We start from the raw sequence: 16,841 nt of genomic DNA on the forward strand, positions 1-16,841 counted from the left end.
GTTATCTGTCTTACATAATGGGCGTTTTTATACATACCCTTTCATCTTGTCCTTTTTTAACATGCTCAATATCACTTCAGCGGTTTCTTCAACTGCTTTACCTGAGACATTAACAATAGGACAGCCAATGCGCTTCATAATTTTCTCAGCATAGTCCAGCTCTTCAAGGATTCGATCTACATTGGCATAATTGGCTTGAGACGCTAAACCTAAATTTTTTAATCGTTCTTTTCGGATTTCATTGAGCTTATCCGGTGTAATAACTAAACCAATACATTTATTTTTCGGAATAGTAAAAAGTTCATCAGGAGGCGTCACTTCTGGAACTAACGGTATATTCGCTACTTTAAGACTTTTATGAGCTAAATACATAGAAAGTGGCGTCTTAGATGTTCTCGAAACACCAATCAACACTAGATCAGCTCGCTTGATGCCTCTGAAGTCTTGTCCATCATCATATTTAACAGCGAATTCAACTGCTTCTACTCTTCGGAAATAGTTATCGTCTAATTTTCTCGTTAATCTCGGTTGGAGATTAGGTTCTTTATTAAAGGTTTGGCTAAAGGCGCTCATAAGTGGGGTCATTAAATCAATAGCTACAATTCCTTCTTCTTGTGCCTTTTGGTCAAGATACTGTTTTAAAGGTGGGATGACGATAGTATACGCAATGATGGCCTCGTTACACCTTGCTTCAGCAATGATATTATCAATATTTCCCTCATCTTCTACGTAAGAAGTATTTTGAATTTCAATATCTTCTCCACTAAATTGAGTTAAAACTGCTTTTACCATCAGCTCAGCCGTTTCACCTACTGAGTCGGAAACTATATAGACAATTTTTCTTTTATTCACATTAAATCTTCCTATTCTTTGATTTTAATAGTTTAATAACGCTAGTATTTTTTGTTCAACTATCATTTATCAGCTTGCAAGATACATATTTTATGGGTAATGAATGGGCTAATATCCTGGATACTGTGATTATAAACACTTAAAAAACCGAGCGAATCTAGGATTTATGTCATACTAATTATAAAATAAAACTAAATATGTTATACTATTTTCATTAAATGTTATATTAGCATTAAATATACGGAGATACAATCCCTTTTCTCCGCATTTTATAAAAAGTTTGAAGAAAGAAAAAGTTTAGATGTTAAAATGTTTTATGCTTTGGCATGGTGGCACTCATCAGGGCTGAGAGGCGTTTTGCAGCGATAGGTACGAGGATAGTTATATAGTTATGTTGTTTATAGCATGATTTTTAAGTTATAGAAGATTTATTCTTATCTATTCTTTTTAGCTAAGAGTGCTATAACTAAAAATAATGAACGGTTTACTTTCCACCTTATGTATACTAAAAACACCGCCTAAAAGACGATGTTTTGAATAGTTGGTTATAATGCATTGTCATGAAATAGATTAATTTTTATAAAACGGGATTACTTCTAGTAGATTTTTGCAATAAAAATTTAGAAAGATAATGAGATACGCCGTTTTCGTCACAGTTAAATTCCGTTACGTCATCGACAATTTCTTTAATATGATCCGGCGCATTTTTCATCGCTACGGCATAGCTGGCAAACTGAAACATTGGTAAATCATTATTGCTGTCGCCAATTGCTAGAATGTCTTGCTCGGGCAAATTAAAATGTTTTAGCATTTGCTGAATTCCCGTTGCTTTATTTACGTTTGCCACCATCACTTCAACATTGTGTTTAGATGAAGTAGAAGTTGTAAAGTCGATTTCTTTTTTAAGTTCTTCAAGTTCCTCTTTCCATTTATCGATATGCTCGTGCGTTCTTGCAAAGAAATAGAACTTTGAAAATTCACTTCCCTCTACAGAATCTTTCCAGTCAATTTCTTCTTTAATCGCTTGTTTACGAGAAAGCCATTCGTTAATTTCCACACTGTCTGGCTTTGGCTCTCTAATTTCATTTTCCACATAGGACTGATCTTGTTTTAGCGTCACGCGAGGTGTGCCATACGGGAAAAGCTCGTAGTATACCTTGTTCGCTCTTGCTTTTTCAATAATAGTTTCCACCAATTGAAGCGAAAGCGAGTGCTGAAAGACTGACTCTTTTCCTACGTACCCTGCCATACCATTTGACGTGATAAATCCATCCACTTGAAAGCCTTCAGGAACTAACTCTTCTATTTCATCAAACGCTCTTCCCGTAGCAATAAAAACAAAAATTCCCTGTTTTCGTAATTCGTCAATGATTTCTTTTGTTTGAATACTTACTTTGTTGGAGCGATTTAATATCGTGCCGTCCATATCTAAAAAAATTGCTTTAGGTTTTAACAACATATTTATTCCCCCTATTTGTAAAAAGAGTGTACTTGGCAAGTATAAACTTTTCCATTTTCAAACTCAATGAATGTACTTTGCTTTTCTCTTTTATAAAACTACTATAATACTCTCCTTACATCTAAAATTGTACAAGCGCTATAAAGAAAGAATTTTATCTTTGCAATAAGCCTTTATATACTAATAGCCGGCTAGGCTAATTTGATATAAAACTGCATTCACAAAAACGAATTTTTCTTTTAGCCTTTAGAGTATCGTTCAAAAAAGATATAATAAGACTGTTACAGATTAAATACATACAGAGGAGGTCAACATGAACGAACCATCCAATTTTTCTCCTTACCTTATTAAACAAATCAGCGATGCGATCGATGACAATATCAAAGCAAAGTGCATAGACTTTTTATATGATTCTCATTCGTTTTTTTCGAATGAAAAAGATTTTATAGAAGACTACATTTTAAATATATTGCAAGATACGTTTGTTTTAGAGAATAAATTAATAAATCCTAAGGAAATAAGAAATCCCGCTTACAAAAGAAGGCAATCGAATAAGAAAAACTGGCTGCAAACGTTAAAAAAAGATATTAAAGCAGAAAAGCCTAATCCTATTTTTGAAGACATTGAATTGGCCAAAAAAGTGATGGATAAAAAAGTGGATACCGAACACTTAAAAAAGCTGTTTGGCGTGGAAAAACCTGAAGATATTTTAAAGATAAAGTTAAAAGAAGTAGAAGCATGGGCTAAAAGTAAAAAAACAAACATTACTGATTTTCCTTATTTAGATTCAAAAATGAATTATCAAATAGAGAAAGCATTTCACACGGACTTTACTTTTTTAATTGCTGAAATCATACTAGAAAAATACAATGGGAATTTGAGTAACTGGATTGATAAACGATTAAATTCGTGGGTAGAGGCCCCTATCTTCTCAAATGAAAGTCACTCTCTTAAAACCAATATGGAAGTTAAAACAAACTCCCAAGAAGTCGTTTTATATAATGACTATAAAGTTGATGAAGAATATTTCATTCGCACCATTATCCCTGTGAATGATAATCAAACGGTTCTTTCCAAGCGAAATATGGTATTAGATCCAAAAGATTCTCAAATTATCCAGTTTGCTCTTTCACAGCGCGACGAGATGTTTTATAAAGAAAAAACGGTGACGCTTGATTTAGCGGATATCGTTAAAGAAATTTATAATTCAAAAGGTGTAAAAAACTATGAAGCGGTTGAAGCCCGCATTATGAAAATTGCCAGATATCACGTAGAAGGTGTAGCAAAGAAGAAAAATTCCAGAGATACAAAATTTGCGATAAACTTCTTCCAAAAAGCTGTTATTGAAACCGATGAAGTAACGGGCAGACGATATGCAACCATCGTATTTAGCGACGATACGCATCAAGGCTTTTTAAATCAGCAGTTTGTTCAAATTTACAGTGATGTTATTAAAAAGTTTAAAGATAACTCGCTGTCTTCTTTACTGCTGTATGCATTTCAAAAAGAGCGATTAGATTGTTATTTACAAGAGAAGTCTTACACCCATTTTTACCCGTATCAATATTTTGCTTCAAAAGTTCGTTTTCGTTCAAAGAAAATTGATGTCAATCTAAAATTAATTAATGAATCTCTAGCAGAGTTTGTTAGCAATCAAGTACTGATCCAAAGTTATCAGCAAAAACTTCAAGGATTTGAAATCTCTTTTATTCCTCTTCAAAATTATGAAATTCAAGACTATTTTGGAGGAGAACATAGAGAAACATTGGAAGGGTAAATTGTTCCCTTCCTTTTTTATTTGATATTTTGCCACCTTCAGCTTATAAATACAAAATATCCCTCTACTTTTATTTCATAGTTTGGAAGTTTTGTCATTTTTAACGTACTAACCAGAAGCTTTTGCCATTTTTTACGTACCTGTTCGCTTCTTTTGCCGTTTTTAGCGTACTAATTACTACCTTTTGCTGTTTTTGACGTACCACTCTGATTCTTTTGCCATTTTTGACGTACTACATTCATTTTATTTACTCGTAATCACTTATTAATTGTTAATTATTCTCTTTTTTCCGTAAAACAATCCTACCTTTTGCCGTTTTTTACGTACTCCTTCACTAATTTTGCCGTTTTCTGCGTACTAAACGTTGCTTTTCCCTTTGTTATTGCCTTTTCAAACCCCATTTTTTATTTTTTCCGCAGCATATATAAAGCTTTTGCCATTTTTGACGTACCAAACGAAAACTTTTGCTGTTTTTGTCGTACTACTATGTCGTTTTTGCCGTTTTTTACGTACTAAAAATAGCTTTTGCCATTTTTGACGTACTAATAAAACTCATTGTGCTATTTACAACGATCAGAGAAGTAATTTTTTTACCTTTTTTTAGGTGAATCGAGATAACTTTTGCTGTTTTTAGCGTACTACTCTTCACTTTTGCTATTTTTGGCGTACTATACTCAGCCTTTTGCCGTTTTTGACGTACTAAAACGCATAAAGTTTTTTTTGATTTTTACTGATCGTAACAAACACTGTTCTACCGGTGCTTGCTTGCTTTTGCCGTTTTTGGCGTACTAAAAATCCTATACGCTACACCCCTTGATATGACAGCATTCTTTGAACCTTTTGCCGTTTTTAGCGTACTACTCGTTCGTTTGCGATTCTATTTCTTATTGATATAATTTTCACAAGGTATTCTTTGTTATTTTACCCTAATAAATTATTGTTGATATGAAATAGATTGGAGGGATTCTCATGATAAAAAAAGAATTTGCGAAAATTGGAAAACAAATTATTCGCCAATTGTCTAGCACCGTAGAAAAATATAAAGATATTGAAGATCATATGGACCTAGACGCTCATGGGAACCCTACAATCAAAACAGTGGCAGAACATCACCGTTTATCTAAATCTCAAATTTCACAATTAATTTTTTATCACTTCCTTCACGTTGATGAAAGAGGTATTATTTGTGATGTTTCTGAAAAAGAGATTGCAGCCGCTTTGAACTGTACCGTTCGAACAGTTCGCAACAACAATGTAGTATTAGCAGAAACAGAATTAATTTCCTATTCTCGCAGCGGCAAAGGAATCAATATTTGTATTGTTCCCTATCCTCAATATTTTGAAGAACACGGCTTTGGGTTTATGGAATTAGAATATACCCGCTTTGAAGAACTTATTCTAATTGAAAACGTAAATGCCCTTCGCTTAGAGCTGCGCAAAGAATTGGTTTATGACAACGATACGATTAAGCGTCAGTTTAATCCTGCAGAAAACACTTCAAAAATTAGCTTTAATGACTATAAAATTTTTACGCCGAAATATACTCACTACAAAGGTATGATGCAAAAAATAGCTGAAACACAGACGAGCGCATTTAAAACCGTTGTCCAAGGATCTACTATTTTCTTTGTTTTAAAAGACGGAGCTAAAAATGGCAAGATGTCAAAACAAGAAAAGAAAGATCAATACGATGCGGCAATTCGACGTACTATTGAAGAGACTTTTGTAAAATTATCTGGACACAGCACAGATTCTACCGGAATTGTTATGTCTTCATTCCAAAACGAAGACATCGCTGATTTGGTTCAGCTTTCTTTTGAATATGGTATTGAACGAGTAAAGTCTGCCCTTTATTCTCTGATTGAACAGGCCTTCTTCAGCCATGATGCTCAAGTCGTTGAAAATTACGGTGGAAAAATCCGTACGCTCATTCGAAAAGAGCTTTCAAAAAATCTTCAAGATCAAGTCCCTGCCGAACTTACAGCTTCATAAGGGGCTTCTTTGGCATGCCTTTTTTTATTTTCTCTCCTTTCTCTTCTCTTTTTGATACAAATAGTGCAAACAAACACCCTTTTTTGCAGCTATCCAATTCCATTATCCTATCTATATAAACGTAATGAGTTCAAATAAATGATATTTCTTGTGTATAACTACGGAATATTGCTAAAAAAATACCTTCATATTTATCCACAAAAGAAAGAAAACATATTCAATGACTGTTATATCATCCTGTTTATTAACAAAAACATCCCCTCTATTCTTTTATTGACGGTGATTTCCAGATTATTTACTCTTTGATACGACCATATTTATCCACAGTGGAAATAATCCATACTTTTAACAGAAATCTTCATACCCTTGATTTTAAAATCCATCTATTATAGAAGAAAAAACATAGTAAATAAAATAGATTCCATATCTACTACGATAAAAAACATCCTTTGACTAAAGGATGCTGTTCACAAAAAAGGTCTATTTTCCACACAGTTATTTATTGAAAAGCAATTTCCTCTCTAACCCTTGATATCATTGGGTTTTTACAGGATTTTTCTTTCTTTAATATCTGTATATAATGTTTGTTAATAAGATCTATACTAATCTCTGTTATAAGGTTTTATTTAATATTTGTATAAAGAAATGTTTTAAAGATATCTATACCTGAGGATTTTTTCTTTTTCTAAATTAAGGAGTTTTCATTACGTATACCTAATACAAATAAATTAAAATAAAATAAAACAATAATTCAAACGCCTCTTCATAAATTCTAGTAGTATATTTTTAAAAATAAATTATACTATTCAGTAGAGAAAATTTTATAAAGCAAGAAAGGGACTTAGTCATGAAAGACATACAGTGGGTACAGAAAACTTTATTTAATACCGGTAAGTGGATTGACATTAGTGAAGTAATTATAAAGATTATCTTGATTTTCATTATTGCTCAAATCGTTATCAGGTTTGCTCGCAGTGTAATTAATAAAATCTTTGATTTCAGATTTAAAACTAAACTGCTGAGGTACAATGAACGTAAAGAAATAACGCTGAAAAAGCTTTGTCTGAGCATTGTCATGTACGTAGTGTATTTTATTGTACTTATTACGTCTTTAGAGGCAATCGGAATTAATATGAAAGCACTCTTAGCTGGTATTAGCGTAGCAGGATTTATTACAGGCTTAGGTGCACAAAATTTGATTAAAGATATTTTAAACGGTTTTTTTATTCTATTTGAAGATCAATTCTCAGTAGGAGATCACGTATCCATAAATGATACGAAAGGAACTGTTGAAGAAATTGGATTGCGCACGACAAAAATTCGCGGAGTTGATGGAGAGTTTTACTTTTTTGCTAATAGTAACATTACAAAAGTAGCGAACTATACGCTCGGTGAAATTCCCGAAGTACATAAGCCTGAACAAATAAAAACTCGTGAAGAATAGCTTCACGAGTTTTTATTTACGACAGTTGTAAAAAATTGATCGTATGATGTAAGGTGATAATCTGCTTCAATGTCGTCATTTTGAAATGCACATGTTTTGATTCCCAGTTCACGGGCAGGTTTTAAATCAAGCACGCGGTCTCCAATCACTAAATCGAACTGATACTTATCGTGAAGATAGGCATAAGCGCCGCTATCAGGCTTTCGTTTATAGCCATCATCTTTTGTAATAATCTCCGTAAAATAGTGCTCCATATTAAAAAATGCCAGAATATCAAGAGTAGACTGTCTAGATTTATGCGTAACAATTACATTTGTATCCGCAAAGCTCAGTACGTCTTCTACATGAGGAAAAGCAGGCTTATCTTTAGGATTGATTTTCTGTTCGAGCACATGGAAGTGTTTATCAAACAAAGATTTTTCAATATCGAAGTGCTTAATTGCTATGTCAGAAGATATCTTCATTTGTTTTAAAATATCGTCTTCTGAAATCGTTTGATCTGTTAGTAATTCTTTGAATGCTTTTACAATCGTTGGATAGGTATCAAAGATGGTTCCATCAAAGTCCCATAAAATATTCATTTTCACTGTCTCTCCTTTTTTAAAAACGTAACGATTATACCAAATTTTTCATTGCTTGTCAGTGAACCATTTTGTCGTCGTTGCTAATAAAGTAAAAAAACTCGTATAAAACGAGTTTTTTTACTTTATTAGCTGCTGCTGCACCCACTCCCACAGCTGGAGCTTGAACAGCTAGAGCTGCTGCAGTTTGAACTCGAACAGCTGCTACCGCTGTCATGATGGTGATGCCCTCCATCGTGTTGGTGATGGTGGCGATTGTCTTCCCATGGACTTGAACAGCTATAGCCGCTGTAAGAGGCTGTATCTCCCCCATACATCGTTTTTTTATATAGCAGGAGCTCATTCATATGACTTGAAAAGTTGGTGGCTTTGTAGAGAGAATAAAAAACAAAACCTTGAAGAAGAAGTTCGTTTGATACATTTCCTTTTTTAGCCGTTTTTTTTAAATAAGTTGATCCGCCTGCTTTTTTTCTTTTTCGAGCAGCATTGATTTCTTCTTTTAACGTTTGAATCAGGGCTCTCTGCTGTTTTTCCCATTTGCCGTTTCTTAAAAAATAGCGATCTAGTAATTCATCTTCTGACAATCTTTGAAAATCTTGAAGTGTACTTTTATCAAGCGGATGCTGAAAAAATTTCCCCCAAAGCAGTCGGCTGTTGCCCGTTATGTCAAACAAATGAGCATACATCCAATCGAAGAATGCTCGCTTATCCGGCTGTGGTGATGGCGTAGTGTCTACATTTGGCTGGTGATGCAAAAAACGGTCAAAAAAACGGTCTGTAAAACGCCCATAATCCACTGTAAACATGATCATTTCGTGCCACACTTCATCTACTTTTGCACTAAACATCGGTACGTCTTTGATGACTGCATTTAATAAAAAGTAGCGCTTCATCTCAAAAAACGTCCATTCTACTTCATCGTCTTTTGTATTTCGCCCTTGCATACGCTGTTTCACCTGTTGAACATAGGCTTTCGGTAAAGAATCTTCTAGTGAATAAACAATATCTTCAAAACCATTACCCTCATGGATTCCGAGCTCATCTGGAAGCTCCTCTTTATACAAGCGAAACCCCCTTAGCTTTCCAATCCCTTTAATAATCAAAGCTAAAAGAATTACCGCTCCTACTATAATTGCTGTTATCATGTTCTTCCCCCTATACGGTGTCTATATATTCAATATTTTACCACATTCGTAAAATACAAAAAAAGAGCTCAATTAACTTGAGCTCTCGTCATCATCGGGCATCTCGTCTACCTTTTCTACTTTGACTAGACCTTTGGTGCTATATTCAAGATCAAAGTATGCTTTAACGATATCCCCTTTTTTCAAATTGCTTGGAATCGGTTCATTTAAATTTTTATCGGAAAATTTAATGCCCGTTCCTTCTTTTGTTGTTCCACTGTATGTACCATTTTTGATTTTTTCAATAGTAATATAATACACTCGATATTTGTGCGCTTCCTCGTCGCCTTTCGCTTTTTCTTTAACGGTTTCTTGTTCAGGAAGCTTACTCAGTGTTTCTTGGGCCTGTTCAGAAGTCGGCTCTGCTGATCGATTTATGAATTGCATCACAACTAACACTAAACATATAACTACTAAAACTAATAATAATATCTTTTTTGCTGATAAAGACAATGAACTGTGCCTCCTTACACCTTTATGTATATCATGCTGCACACAAGAGATTATACACGATAAAGGATTAGAAATTGGAATAAATTCTATAAAAATAGTAAAAATATGAGAAAGTACCTAGAGTTTTTTGCGCTTTTCTGCACTTTTTTGAGGTAGAAAAGAAATTTGGTACCTTATCCTTAAATTGTAACTGATTTGCTTCATTTTCGAAAAGAGTTTTGCCCATTTTGTCGTAAAAAAGTCATAATAAGAAGGAATATCACACCATATTGTCGAACGTATGTATATACTTATAATGAACTGCCGAACTGCTTTTCTCTACCCTCATTGTTGAGGCAATATGGCAACTGAAACAGCTTGCTGTTAAATTCAGATTACACATCTATACTCAGGAGGTGGAATGCAAAATGATGTTTGCACTTATTGTTGTGGTTGGTATCGTAGCACTTGGCGTAGCTAGCTTCTACGTCATTAAGCGACCTCAAGGCGCTGTTGATCCTGAGGATCGCAAACCGCTTGTTTCTGTAAACGGGCATGTTAAATTTGCAGAAGGAATTAATCAAATTTCCATATCTAAAATTGACATGTACGATCAGCGTCTTGTTATCAATCAAGTAGCTATTATTCCATTTAACCGTATTCAACGAGCAGAATTTTCAAAGGTTGTCAAAAATGAAAAAGGCCTTCACGGAGCTCCTGTTCAACGCTATTTCGGTGAATTAACCATTCATTTCACAGACAAGAACGGGCAAGAAACCTACATTCGCTGTGAAACACCGAAAAAAAATCAATTTCACCTCATCTACCAGTACGATTTAATGAAAAGACAATTAAATAAGCGTCTGGGTCTTGAAGATCTGCAGCCTTACCTTACTCTTCAAGAACCATACGAACTATAAGAGAAAACCTCCCTTTTTCACATATTATTTCACTTCCCTGTACATACTAGAAGCGAAACTGAAAATGGGAGGTCATTCCAATGGATTTCGTCCGTTTTTTGCAATATTTTTGTTCAATCGCCGGCGCTCTATGCTTAGGGTTTACCTACTATCACATGTTCAAGCGTGACGCTCCGGTTAAAAAAGAAGAATCACAGCAAGGTGGAACTGACTAACGTTCACCTTGTTTTTTTATGTGCAGGCATGTGTACTTCGCATTTTGTGGTAGAAAGTTAGATTACTTTAATCATTTGTAAAATCACGGGTGATTTTTCTAAAGGAATATCCTCTGTGTTAATGATAAGAAGTCCTTTTTGGACGCTGTAATTGGAGGAAGGCTGTAACACACCGTTTATGAATAGATTACTGTACGAGTAGCTCTCAGGATCCAATATATGCTGAGTGCCGTATTCTTTTAATGCATCATGATCTGTAAAGATGCGCTTGCTGCCTCCGGCTACCGTATAGTATTCAAAGATGCGAACTTTTTTCGAAAATATATACCTGAATTCCTGCTGGCTCTACCATTTTGGTTGGTTCTCCTATAGTATTAGAAGTTACAAACTTTGCGCCTGCTTCTGATACAGATGTACAAACTTAAAAGTAATAAAGTGAAGGTTATGCTATCTTTTTGTTTTAAAGCGTAATAGCGTGTAAGATATATAAATCTCAGTTTTACAGAGATTTTGCGGTCATGATAAAAGCTTCTGCGGATGTAGCGCAGAAGCTTTTATCATTGTCATTTATTTAATTCAAAACGCCCAATTTCCTTTTCTAAACACAGGCTCGCTTGTACCGTCAGCTTTAATGCCGTCAATATCCATTTCAGCTGAGCCAATCATGAAGTCAACGTGGGTGATGCTGTCGTTTGCTCCGTTTTGTGATAGCTCTTCTTTAGACATCGTTTTTCCACCTTCTAAACAGAAGGAATACGAGCTGCCGATGGCTAAATGGTTGGATGCATTTTCGTCAAACAGCGTGTTGTAGAAAATGATGTTTGACTGAGAGATTGGCGATTGATGCGGTACTAAGGCTACTTCGCCTAAGTATTTGGCACCTTCATCTGTTTCAATTAAGTGCTTTAACGTTTCTTCGCCTTCTTCTGCTTTTACATCCACAATTTTTCCGTTTTCAAATGTTAACGTGAAGTTTTCAATTAAGTTTCCTGCGTAGCTAAGCGGTTTTGTGCTCGTTACTTGACCATTTACCCCGTCTTTTTTCGGAAGTGTGAATACTTCTTCTGTTGGCATATTGGCCATGAACGAGTTGCCGTCTTCATTCACACTGCCTGCCCCAACCCAAATATGTTTGTCAGGAAGCTCAATTGTTAAATCTGTTCCTGGCGCTTTATAGTGAAGCTTAGCAAACCTCTTTTCATTTAAAATGTCTACTTTTGTATGTAATGAAGCATTATGCTCTTCCCATGCGGCCACTGGATCTTCTTGGTCTACGCGCACGGATTTAAAAATAGCTTCCCACAGTTTTTTTTGCTGCTGTTCTTCTGGAACGTCAGGAAATACTTTTGCTGCCCAGTCTTTTGAAGGAACAGCTACAATGGACCAGCTGATTTTATCGGATTGGATTGCTTCACGGAATTTTTTCATTGCTTTTCCGCTTACTTTTTGGAACGCAGCAATACGTTTGCCGTCCACTCCTTTTAATAAGTCAGGACCGCTTGAAATTACAGATAAAACAGCCCCTCCGTTTTTCACAAGCTCTTCTCTTGCTTGAGCTTTCCAAGCAGGAAATTCATTAAATACGGATTCATCCGCTTTTTCATATTTCAAACGAACTAAATGATCGTCATGCCAGTCTACATCAACAGACTTTGCTCCAGCTTCGTACGCTTTTTTCGCAATTTCACGAACAAAATCGGCGGAAGAAATATCGGCATTAATATTTAATACTTGCCCTTTTTGAATGTTTACACCGACTTTTACAGCCAGCTCGGCGTACTTTTCAATATTGCGCTCAAACTGTTCCATAATTTATCTCCTTTACGTATATATTCTAACAACTTCATTGTATCATGAATAAAACGCCAATTAAAAATCCTTGCTTATAGTTTACATAACATAATTACGTTATTTTACAGATTATTATATAGCAAAAGTTTGTTCTCTAAGACTCAGAACAAACTTTTGTCTTTTACAGATTCAGTTTTGTAGCCGAGCCGCTCCGAAATGTTCTTGCCTATATCAACCATGCGTTCTTGAAGATATGTTAAGCGCTCATTTGTCATACGCATCGTAGCACCAGAAATGCTGACTGCAGCAACGACTTGACCAAGGTGATCAAAAATAGGCGCTGCAATGCAGGTAATGCCGTATTCATTTTCTTCTAAATCCAGCGCATATCCCTTTTGTTTCACTTCTGAAAGTTCTCGAAGAAAGCTTTCTTCATCTGTAATGGTGTGATCGGTATGAGCTGGTAAGCCTTTTCTTTCAAGAATGCTTGTTACCGTGTTAAGCGGTAAAAAAGCTAGGATAGCTTTACCAACGGAGGTACAATGCATTGGTGCTCTTTTCCCCACTTTTGAATGCATACGCAGCGTCTGATTTCCTTCTAATTTTTCAATATACACTACTTCACCTTGATCGTAGACAACAAGATGAATAACTTCATTTGTTTCACTTTCAAGTTCTTGCAAAAATGGCTTTGCTTCTGTCCGTAAATCAATAGAATCTAAAAGCTTTGAACTTACTTCTAAAAACTTATACCCAAGCTTGTACCGCCCGCTTTCTTGATCTTGTTCAATATACCCATACTGAGCAAGAGTAGTTAGAATACGGTATACGGAGCTTTTATTAATGTCCATTTGCTTTGCAATTTCTGTGACTCCTACCCCTTCTCTTTCCATGCTGACAATTGTGACAATATCCAATGCCCGGCTTACAGACTTAACCATATTTTCTCTCTCCATTTTTCCTCTCTCCTCTATGTGTCATTTTGCTGCCGGGCATTTTTTTTATCACTCTTATACGTTTACACGTTCTTTCTCTGCAACAAATAGATTTTGGAGAGTTCCAATTTCTCGGATGGTGCATTCAATAACATCGTTTGCGCTCACCAGTTCCGCGCCGACCGGACTTCCTGTTAAAACCACATCTCCCGGCTTAAGGGTCATAACAGTAGATAGGTAAGCGATCATTTCTCCAACAGAAATAATCATTAAATCTGTCGAGCTGTTTTGTTTTTCAACGCCATTTAAAAACGCTTTTACGTGAATTGACTTAAAATCAAGCTCTGTTTCGATTACGGGTCCAAGAGGCGTAAACGAATCAAAGGATTTTCCAATGGTCCAGTGCCCGTCTTCATGAAAATAATCCGGAGCCGTTACATCGTTTCCAATTGTATACCCAAATATATAATCCAGTACGTCTTCTTTTGCGATGTTCTTTGCTTCTTTTCCAACAACAACCGCAAGCTCGGATTCAAACTTAACGTGCTTAATAGCAGCTGGAATAACAATGTCTTCGTTTGGACCAATCACAGAAGATGTGGGCTTAAAAAAGAAGACTGGAATAGAAGGCATTTCTTTTGGAAGCTCCGCTTTTGCGGCTGCATAATTTGCGCCTATTCCAATAATTTGGTTCGGCTCTAAAGGAGCCAAAAGCTTTACTTCATTTACTGAAAAAGTCTGTCCTGTATAGTTCCATTTCTCAAATATATTTCCTTCAATAACGCTGATCGCATCCTCTTTTAGTACACCTGTATGACGGCTATCTTGTACAGCGAACCTTACAAATTTCATGACATAACTCCTTTTCCCATTTGCTTTGTTTTAATAAGGATCGTAGGTAGTCAGGTTCTTAAGATGTAAGTACAGCCTGCCATCTCTATGCTGACAGGCCGTTTTTTTTACTGTTTTATAGCTGCTTTTGCCTTTGCTTCGATACGGCGGCGGTGTAAAATGGGCTCCGTATAGCCGTTTGGCTGATCATAGCCTTGAAATACTAAATCGCAGGCTGCCTGAAAAGCAATGGATGTGCTGTAGTTCGATGACATTGGCTGATACAGAGGATCATTTTCATTTTGTTGATCCACTACTTTTGCCATTCGCTTTAGCGTTTCCGTTACTTGTTCTTTTGTACAAATTCCATGATGAAGCCAGTTGGCTACGTGCTGACTGGAAATACGAAGCGTTGCCCGGTCTTCCATTAGCCCGACGTTATTAATATCCGGTACTTTTGAGCACCCTACTCCTTGGTCAACCCATCTTACTACATAGCCAAGTATTCCTTGAGCGTTGTTGTCTAGCTCCTGCTGGATTTCATCTTTGCTCCAATTTGGTTTTTCTGCCACAGGAATTTGCAAAATATCATCTCGTAGATCGGTAGACTGAGTAAGCAATTCATTTTGAACATCTCTTACATCAATTTGATGGTAGTGAAGAGCATGGAGCGTCGCTGCAGTTGGTGAAGGTACCCATGCCGTATTCGCTCCTGCTTTTAAATGCCCCACTTTTTGCTTAAGCATTTCGGCCATCATATCCGGCATTGCCCACATGCCTTTTCCGATTTGAGCGCGGCCCTGAAACCCGCTTGCTAAACCTACATTTACATTAGACTGCTCGTAGCCTTGAAGCCATTTAGACGTTTTCATATCATTTTTACGGATAACAGCGCCTGCTTCCATAGAAGTGTGAATTTCATCACCTGTTCGATCCAAGAATCCAGTATTAATAAACGCCACTCGGTCTTTTACTTCTTTGATGCACGCTTTTAGATTAAGCGTTGTGCGGCGCTCTTCATCCATTACGCCGATTTTAATTGTATGACGCTCAAGCCCTAGCATATCTTCAATTGAATTAAATAACGTGTTGGCAAAAGCTACTTCTTTGGAGCCGTGCATTTTCGGTTTAACGATATAGATAGAGCTCTTTTTAGAATTTTGATACGTACCGTTTTTAAGCAAGGTGTGTTTGGCAATTAAACTAGTAATCACGCTGTCTAAAATACCTTCATAGATTTCGTTGCCATTTCGATCTAAAACAGCGCTGTTTGTCATCAAATGTCCAACGTTTCGAACAAACATAAGCGAACGGCCAGACAGTGAAATCTTTTTCTTGTCCGGAGAAATATAGGTACGGTCTGGATTTAAACGCCGTGTCATGTTTTGACTTCCTTTTTTAAAAGTAGACGTCAAATCACCTTTCATTAATCCTAGCCAGTTGCGGTAAACATCTACTTTATCTTCTGCGTCTACTGCCGCTACTGAATCTTCACAGTCCATAATCGTCGTGAGAGCTGCTTCCATTAAAATATCTTTTACACCCGCATCGTCTGTTTTACCAATCGAATCCGTACGATCAATTTGAACTTCAAAATGCAGGCCGTTGTTTTTGAATAAAAGAGCATCAGGGTTTTCTTCTTCTCCTTGATACCCTACAAATTTCTCTTCTTCCTTTAATTCGGTTAAACTGCCATCGTTTAATTGAGCGACAAGCTTTCCATTTTCAAAGCTGTATTGAACCACTTTTGCATGAGAAGACTGAACGAGCGGAACAACTTCATCAAGAAAATTCTTCGCAAACGCGATAACTTTCTCTCCTCGAATTGGATTATAAGAACTCGTGTGCGAAGCTCCATTTTCTTCACTGATTGCATCAGTGCCGTAAAGAGCATCATAGAGACTTCCCCAACGTGCATTAGCAGCGTTGATAGCATACCGAGCGTTATTTACTGGTACAACAAGCTGCGGTCCTGCCTGATAGGCAATTTCGCTGTCTACTCCTTCTGTACCAATAAGGAAATCTTCTGTCTTGTCTTCTAAATAGCCAATTCTCGTTAAAAACGATTTGTATTCGTTAAAGTCACCGTCAGGATTTTCTTGATGCCACGCATTAATTTGAGCTTGCAGCTGATCACGCTTTTCTAACAAACGTTTATTTACGGGTGTTAACTCGGTTACTAACGCTTCAAAATCAGACCAAAAATTTTCTGTACTTAGGCCGCTGCCCGGAAGAGCTTCCTCATTGATAAATTGATAGAGAACTGGAGCTACTTTCAGATTTCCAACTTGTTTATAGTTTGTCACCGTCTGTTTCCTCCTCTTACTCTTTTACATTTTTAAATTTGGACACGCTTTCATTTCTTTTTGCCAAAAATGGTTAAGACGAACATATGCGGTTCTGTTTCTTATTACGAAACAGCGTTTTA

At 36.2% G+C, this 16,841-nt stretch carries 15 protein-coding genes; 5 read left to right on the forward strand and 10 right to left on the reverse strand.

Translation table 11 applies throughout. From position 1 onward, the window contains the following. Positions 1-27 precede the first annotated feature (27 nt). Positions 28-852, reverse strand: a complete 825-nt coding sequence (locus tag POF52_RS22155) for a pyruvate, water dikinase regulatory protein (protein ID WP_013083665.1) — start codon at positions 850-852, stop codon at positions 28-30. Positions 853-1,429: 577 nt separating this feature from the next. Next, complete coding sequence (locus POF52_RS22160; protein WP_013083666.1) at positions 1,430-2,311, reverse strand: HAD family hydrolase; 882 nt, start codon at positions 2,309-2,311, stop codon at positions 1,430-1,432. Between the two features lie 313 nt (positions 2,312-2,624). Between POF52_RS22160 and POF52_RS22165 the strand changes: the two genes are divergently transcribed. The 3 genes from POF52_RS22165 to POF52_RS22175 all read left to right on the forward strand — a co-directional run bounded on the left by POF52_RS22165 (position 2,625) and on the right by POF52_RS22175 (position 7,524). Beyond that, the gene (locus POF52_RS22165) at positions 2,625-4,088 is read left to right on the forward strand and encodes a hypothetical protein (RefSeq protein ID WP_013083667.1); all 1,464 of its coding nucleotides are present in this window, start codon (positions 2,625-2,627) and stop codon (positions 4,086-4,088) included. 969 nt (positions 4,089-5,057) lie between these two features. Then, on the forward strand, positions 5,058-6,080 hold the full coding sequence (locus POF52_RS22170) for a hypothetical protein (RefSeq protein WP_013083669.1): 1,023 nt from the start codon (positions 5,058-5,060) through the stop codon (positions 6,078-6,080). 847 nt (positions 6,081-6,927) lie between these two features. Further along, positions 6,928-7,524 carry a mechanosensitive ion channel family protein gene (locus tag POF52_RS22175; protein WP_016764594.1) on the forward strand — a complete coding sequence of 199 codons (597 nt, stop codon included), beginning with the start codon at positions 6,928-6,930 and terminating at the stop codon, positions 7,522-7,524. Positions 7,525-7,526: 2 nt separating this feature from the next. On the opposite strand, the gene POF52_RS22180 is transcribed toward POF52_RS22175, so the two are convergent. The 3 genes from POF52_RS22180 to POF52_RS22190 all read right to left on the reverse strand — a co-directional run bounded on the left by POF52_RS22180 (position 7,527) and on the right by POF52_RS22190 (position 9,742). Next, entirely contained in the window at positions 7,527-8,105 is a 579-nt protein-coding gene (locus POF52_RS22180) for an HAD-IA family hydrolase (RefSeq protein WP_271994961.1), read from the reverse strand. A 128-nt stretch (positions 8,106-8,233) separates the two neighbouring features. Then, positions 8,234-9,250, reverse strand: coding sequence for a hypothetical protein (locus POF52_RS22185; protein ID WP_271994963.1), 1,017 nt, complete (start codon positions 9,248-9,250; stop codon positions 8,234-8,236). A 72-nt stretch (positions 9,251-9,322) separates the two neighbouring features. Continuing rightward, positions 9,323-9,742, reverse strand: coding sequence for a hypothetical protein (locus tag POF52_RS22190; RefSeq protein WP_271994965.1), 420 nt, complete (start codon positions 9,740-9,742; stop codon positions 9,323-9,325). 407 nt (positions 9,743-10,149) lie between these two features. Between POF52_RS22190 and POF52_RS22195 the strand changes: the two genes are divergently transcribed. Together POF52_RS22195 and POF52_RS22200 are read left to right on the forward strand one after the other, a co-directional pair. Next, positions 10,150-10,641: a hypothetical protein gene (locus POF52_RS22195; protein ID WP_013083672.1), complete on the forward strand. Its 492-nt coding sequence runs from the start codon at positions 10,150-10,152 to the stop codon at positions 10,639-10,641. Positions 10,642-10,721: 80 nt separating this feature from the next. Then, positions 10,722-10,856: a hypothetical protein gene (locus POF52_RS22200; RefSeq protein WP_013083673.1), complete on the forward strand. Its 135-nt coding sequence runs from the start codon at positions 10,722-10,724 to the stop codon at positions 10,854-10,856. A 57-nt stretch (positions 10,857-10,913) separates the two neighbouring features. Here the strand turns inward: POF52_RS22200 and POF52_RS22205 are convergent, their stop codons facing one another. From POF52_RS22205 to POF52_RS22225, 5 genes are all read right to left on the reverse strand, one after another. Further along, on the reverse strand, positions 10,914-11,180 hold the full coding sequence (locus POF52_RS22205) for a DUF4183 domain-containing protein (protein WP_334314412.1): 267 nt from the start codon (positions 11,178-11,180) through the stop codon (positions 10,914-10,916). 252 nt (positions 11,181-11,432) lie between these two features. Next, positions 11,433-12,665: an aminopeptidase gene (locus tag POF52_RS22210; protein ID WP_271994967.1), complete on the reverse strand. Its 1,233-nt coding sequence runs from the start codon at positions 12,663-12,665 to the stop codon at positions 11,433-11,435. 143 nt (positions 12,666-12,808) lie between these two features. Then, positions 12,809-13,603 carry an IclR family transcriptional regulator gene (locus POF52_RS22215; RefSeq protein WP_034268928.1) on the reverse strand — a complete coding sequence of 265 codons (795 nt, stop codon included), beginning with the start codon at positions 13,601-13,603 and terminating at the stop codon, positions 12,809-12,811. Between the two features lie 54 nt (positions 13,604-13,657). Beyond that, positions 13,658-14,434 (reverse strand): fumarylacetoacetate hydrolase family protein, encoded by a 777-nt coding sequence (locus tag POF52_RS22220; RefSeq protein WP_176584080.1) that lies wholly within the window; start codon positions 14,432-14,434, stop codon positions 13,658-13,660. A 107-nt stretch (positions 14,435-14,541) separates the two neighbouring features. Beyond that, positions 14,542-16,719 (reverse strand): malate synthase G, encoded by a 2,178-nt coding sequence (locus tag POF52_RS22225; RefSeq protein ID WP_271994971.1) that lies wholly within the window; start codon positions 16,717-16,719, stop codon positions 14,542-14,544. Positions 16,720-16,841: the final 122 nt, after the last annotated feature.

Origin of the sequence: Priestia sp. AB (assembly GCF_028369225.1) — a bacterium.
Lineage (GTDB): Bacteria > Bacillota > Bacilli > Bacillales > Bacillaceae_H > Priestia > Priestia megaterium.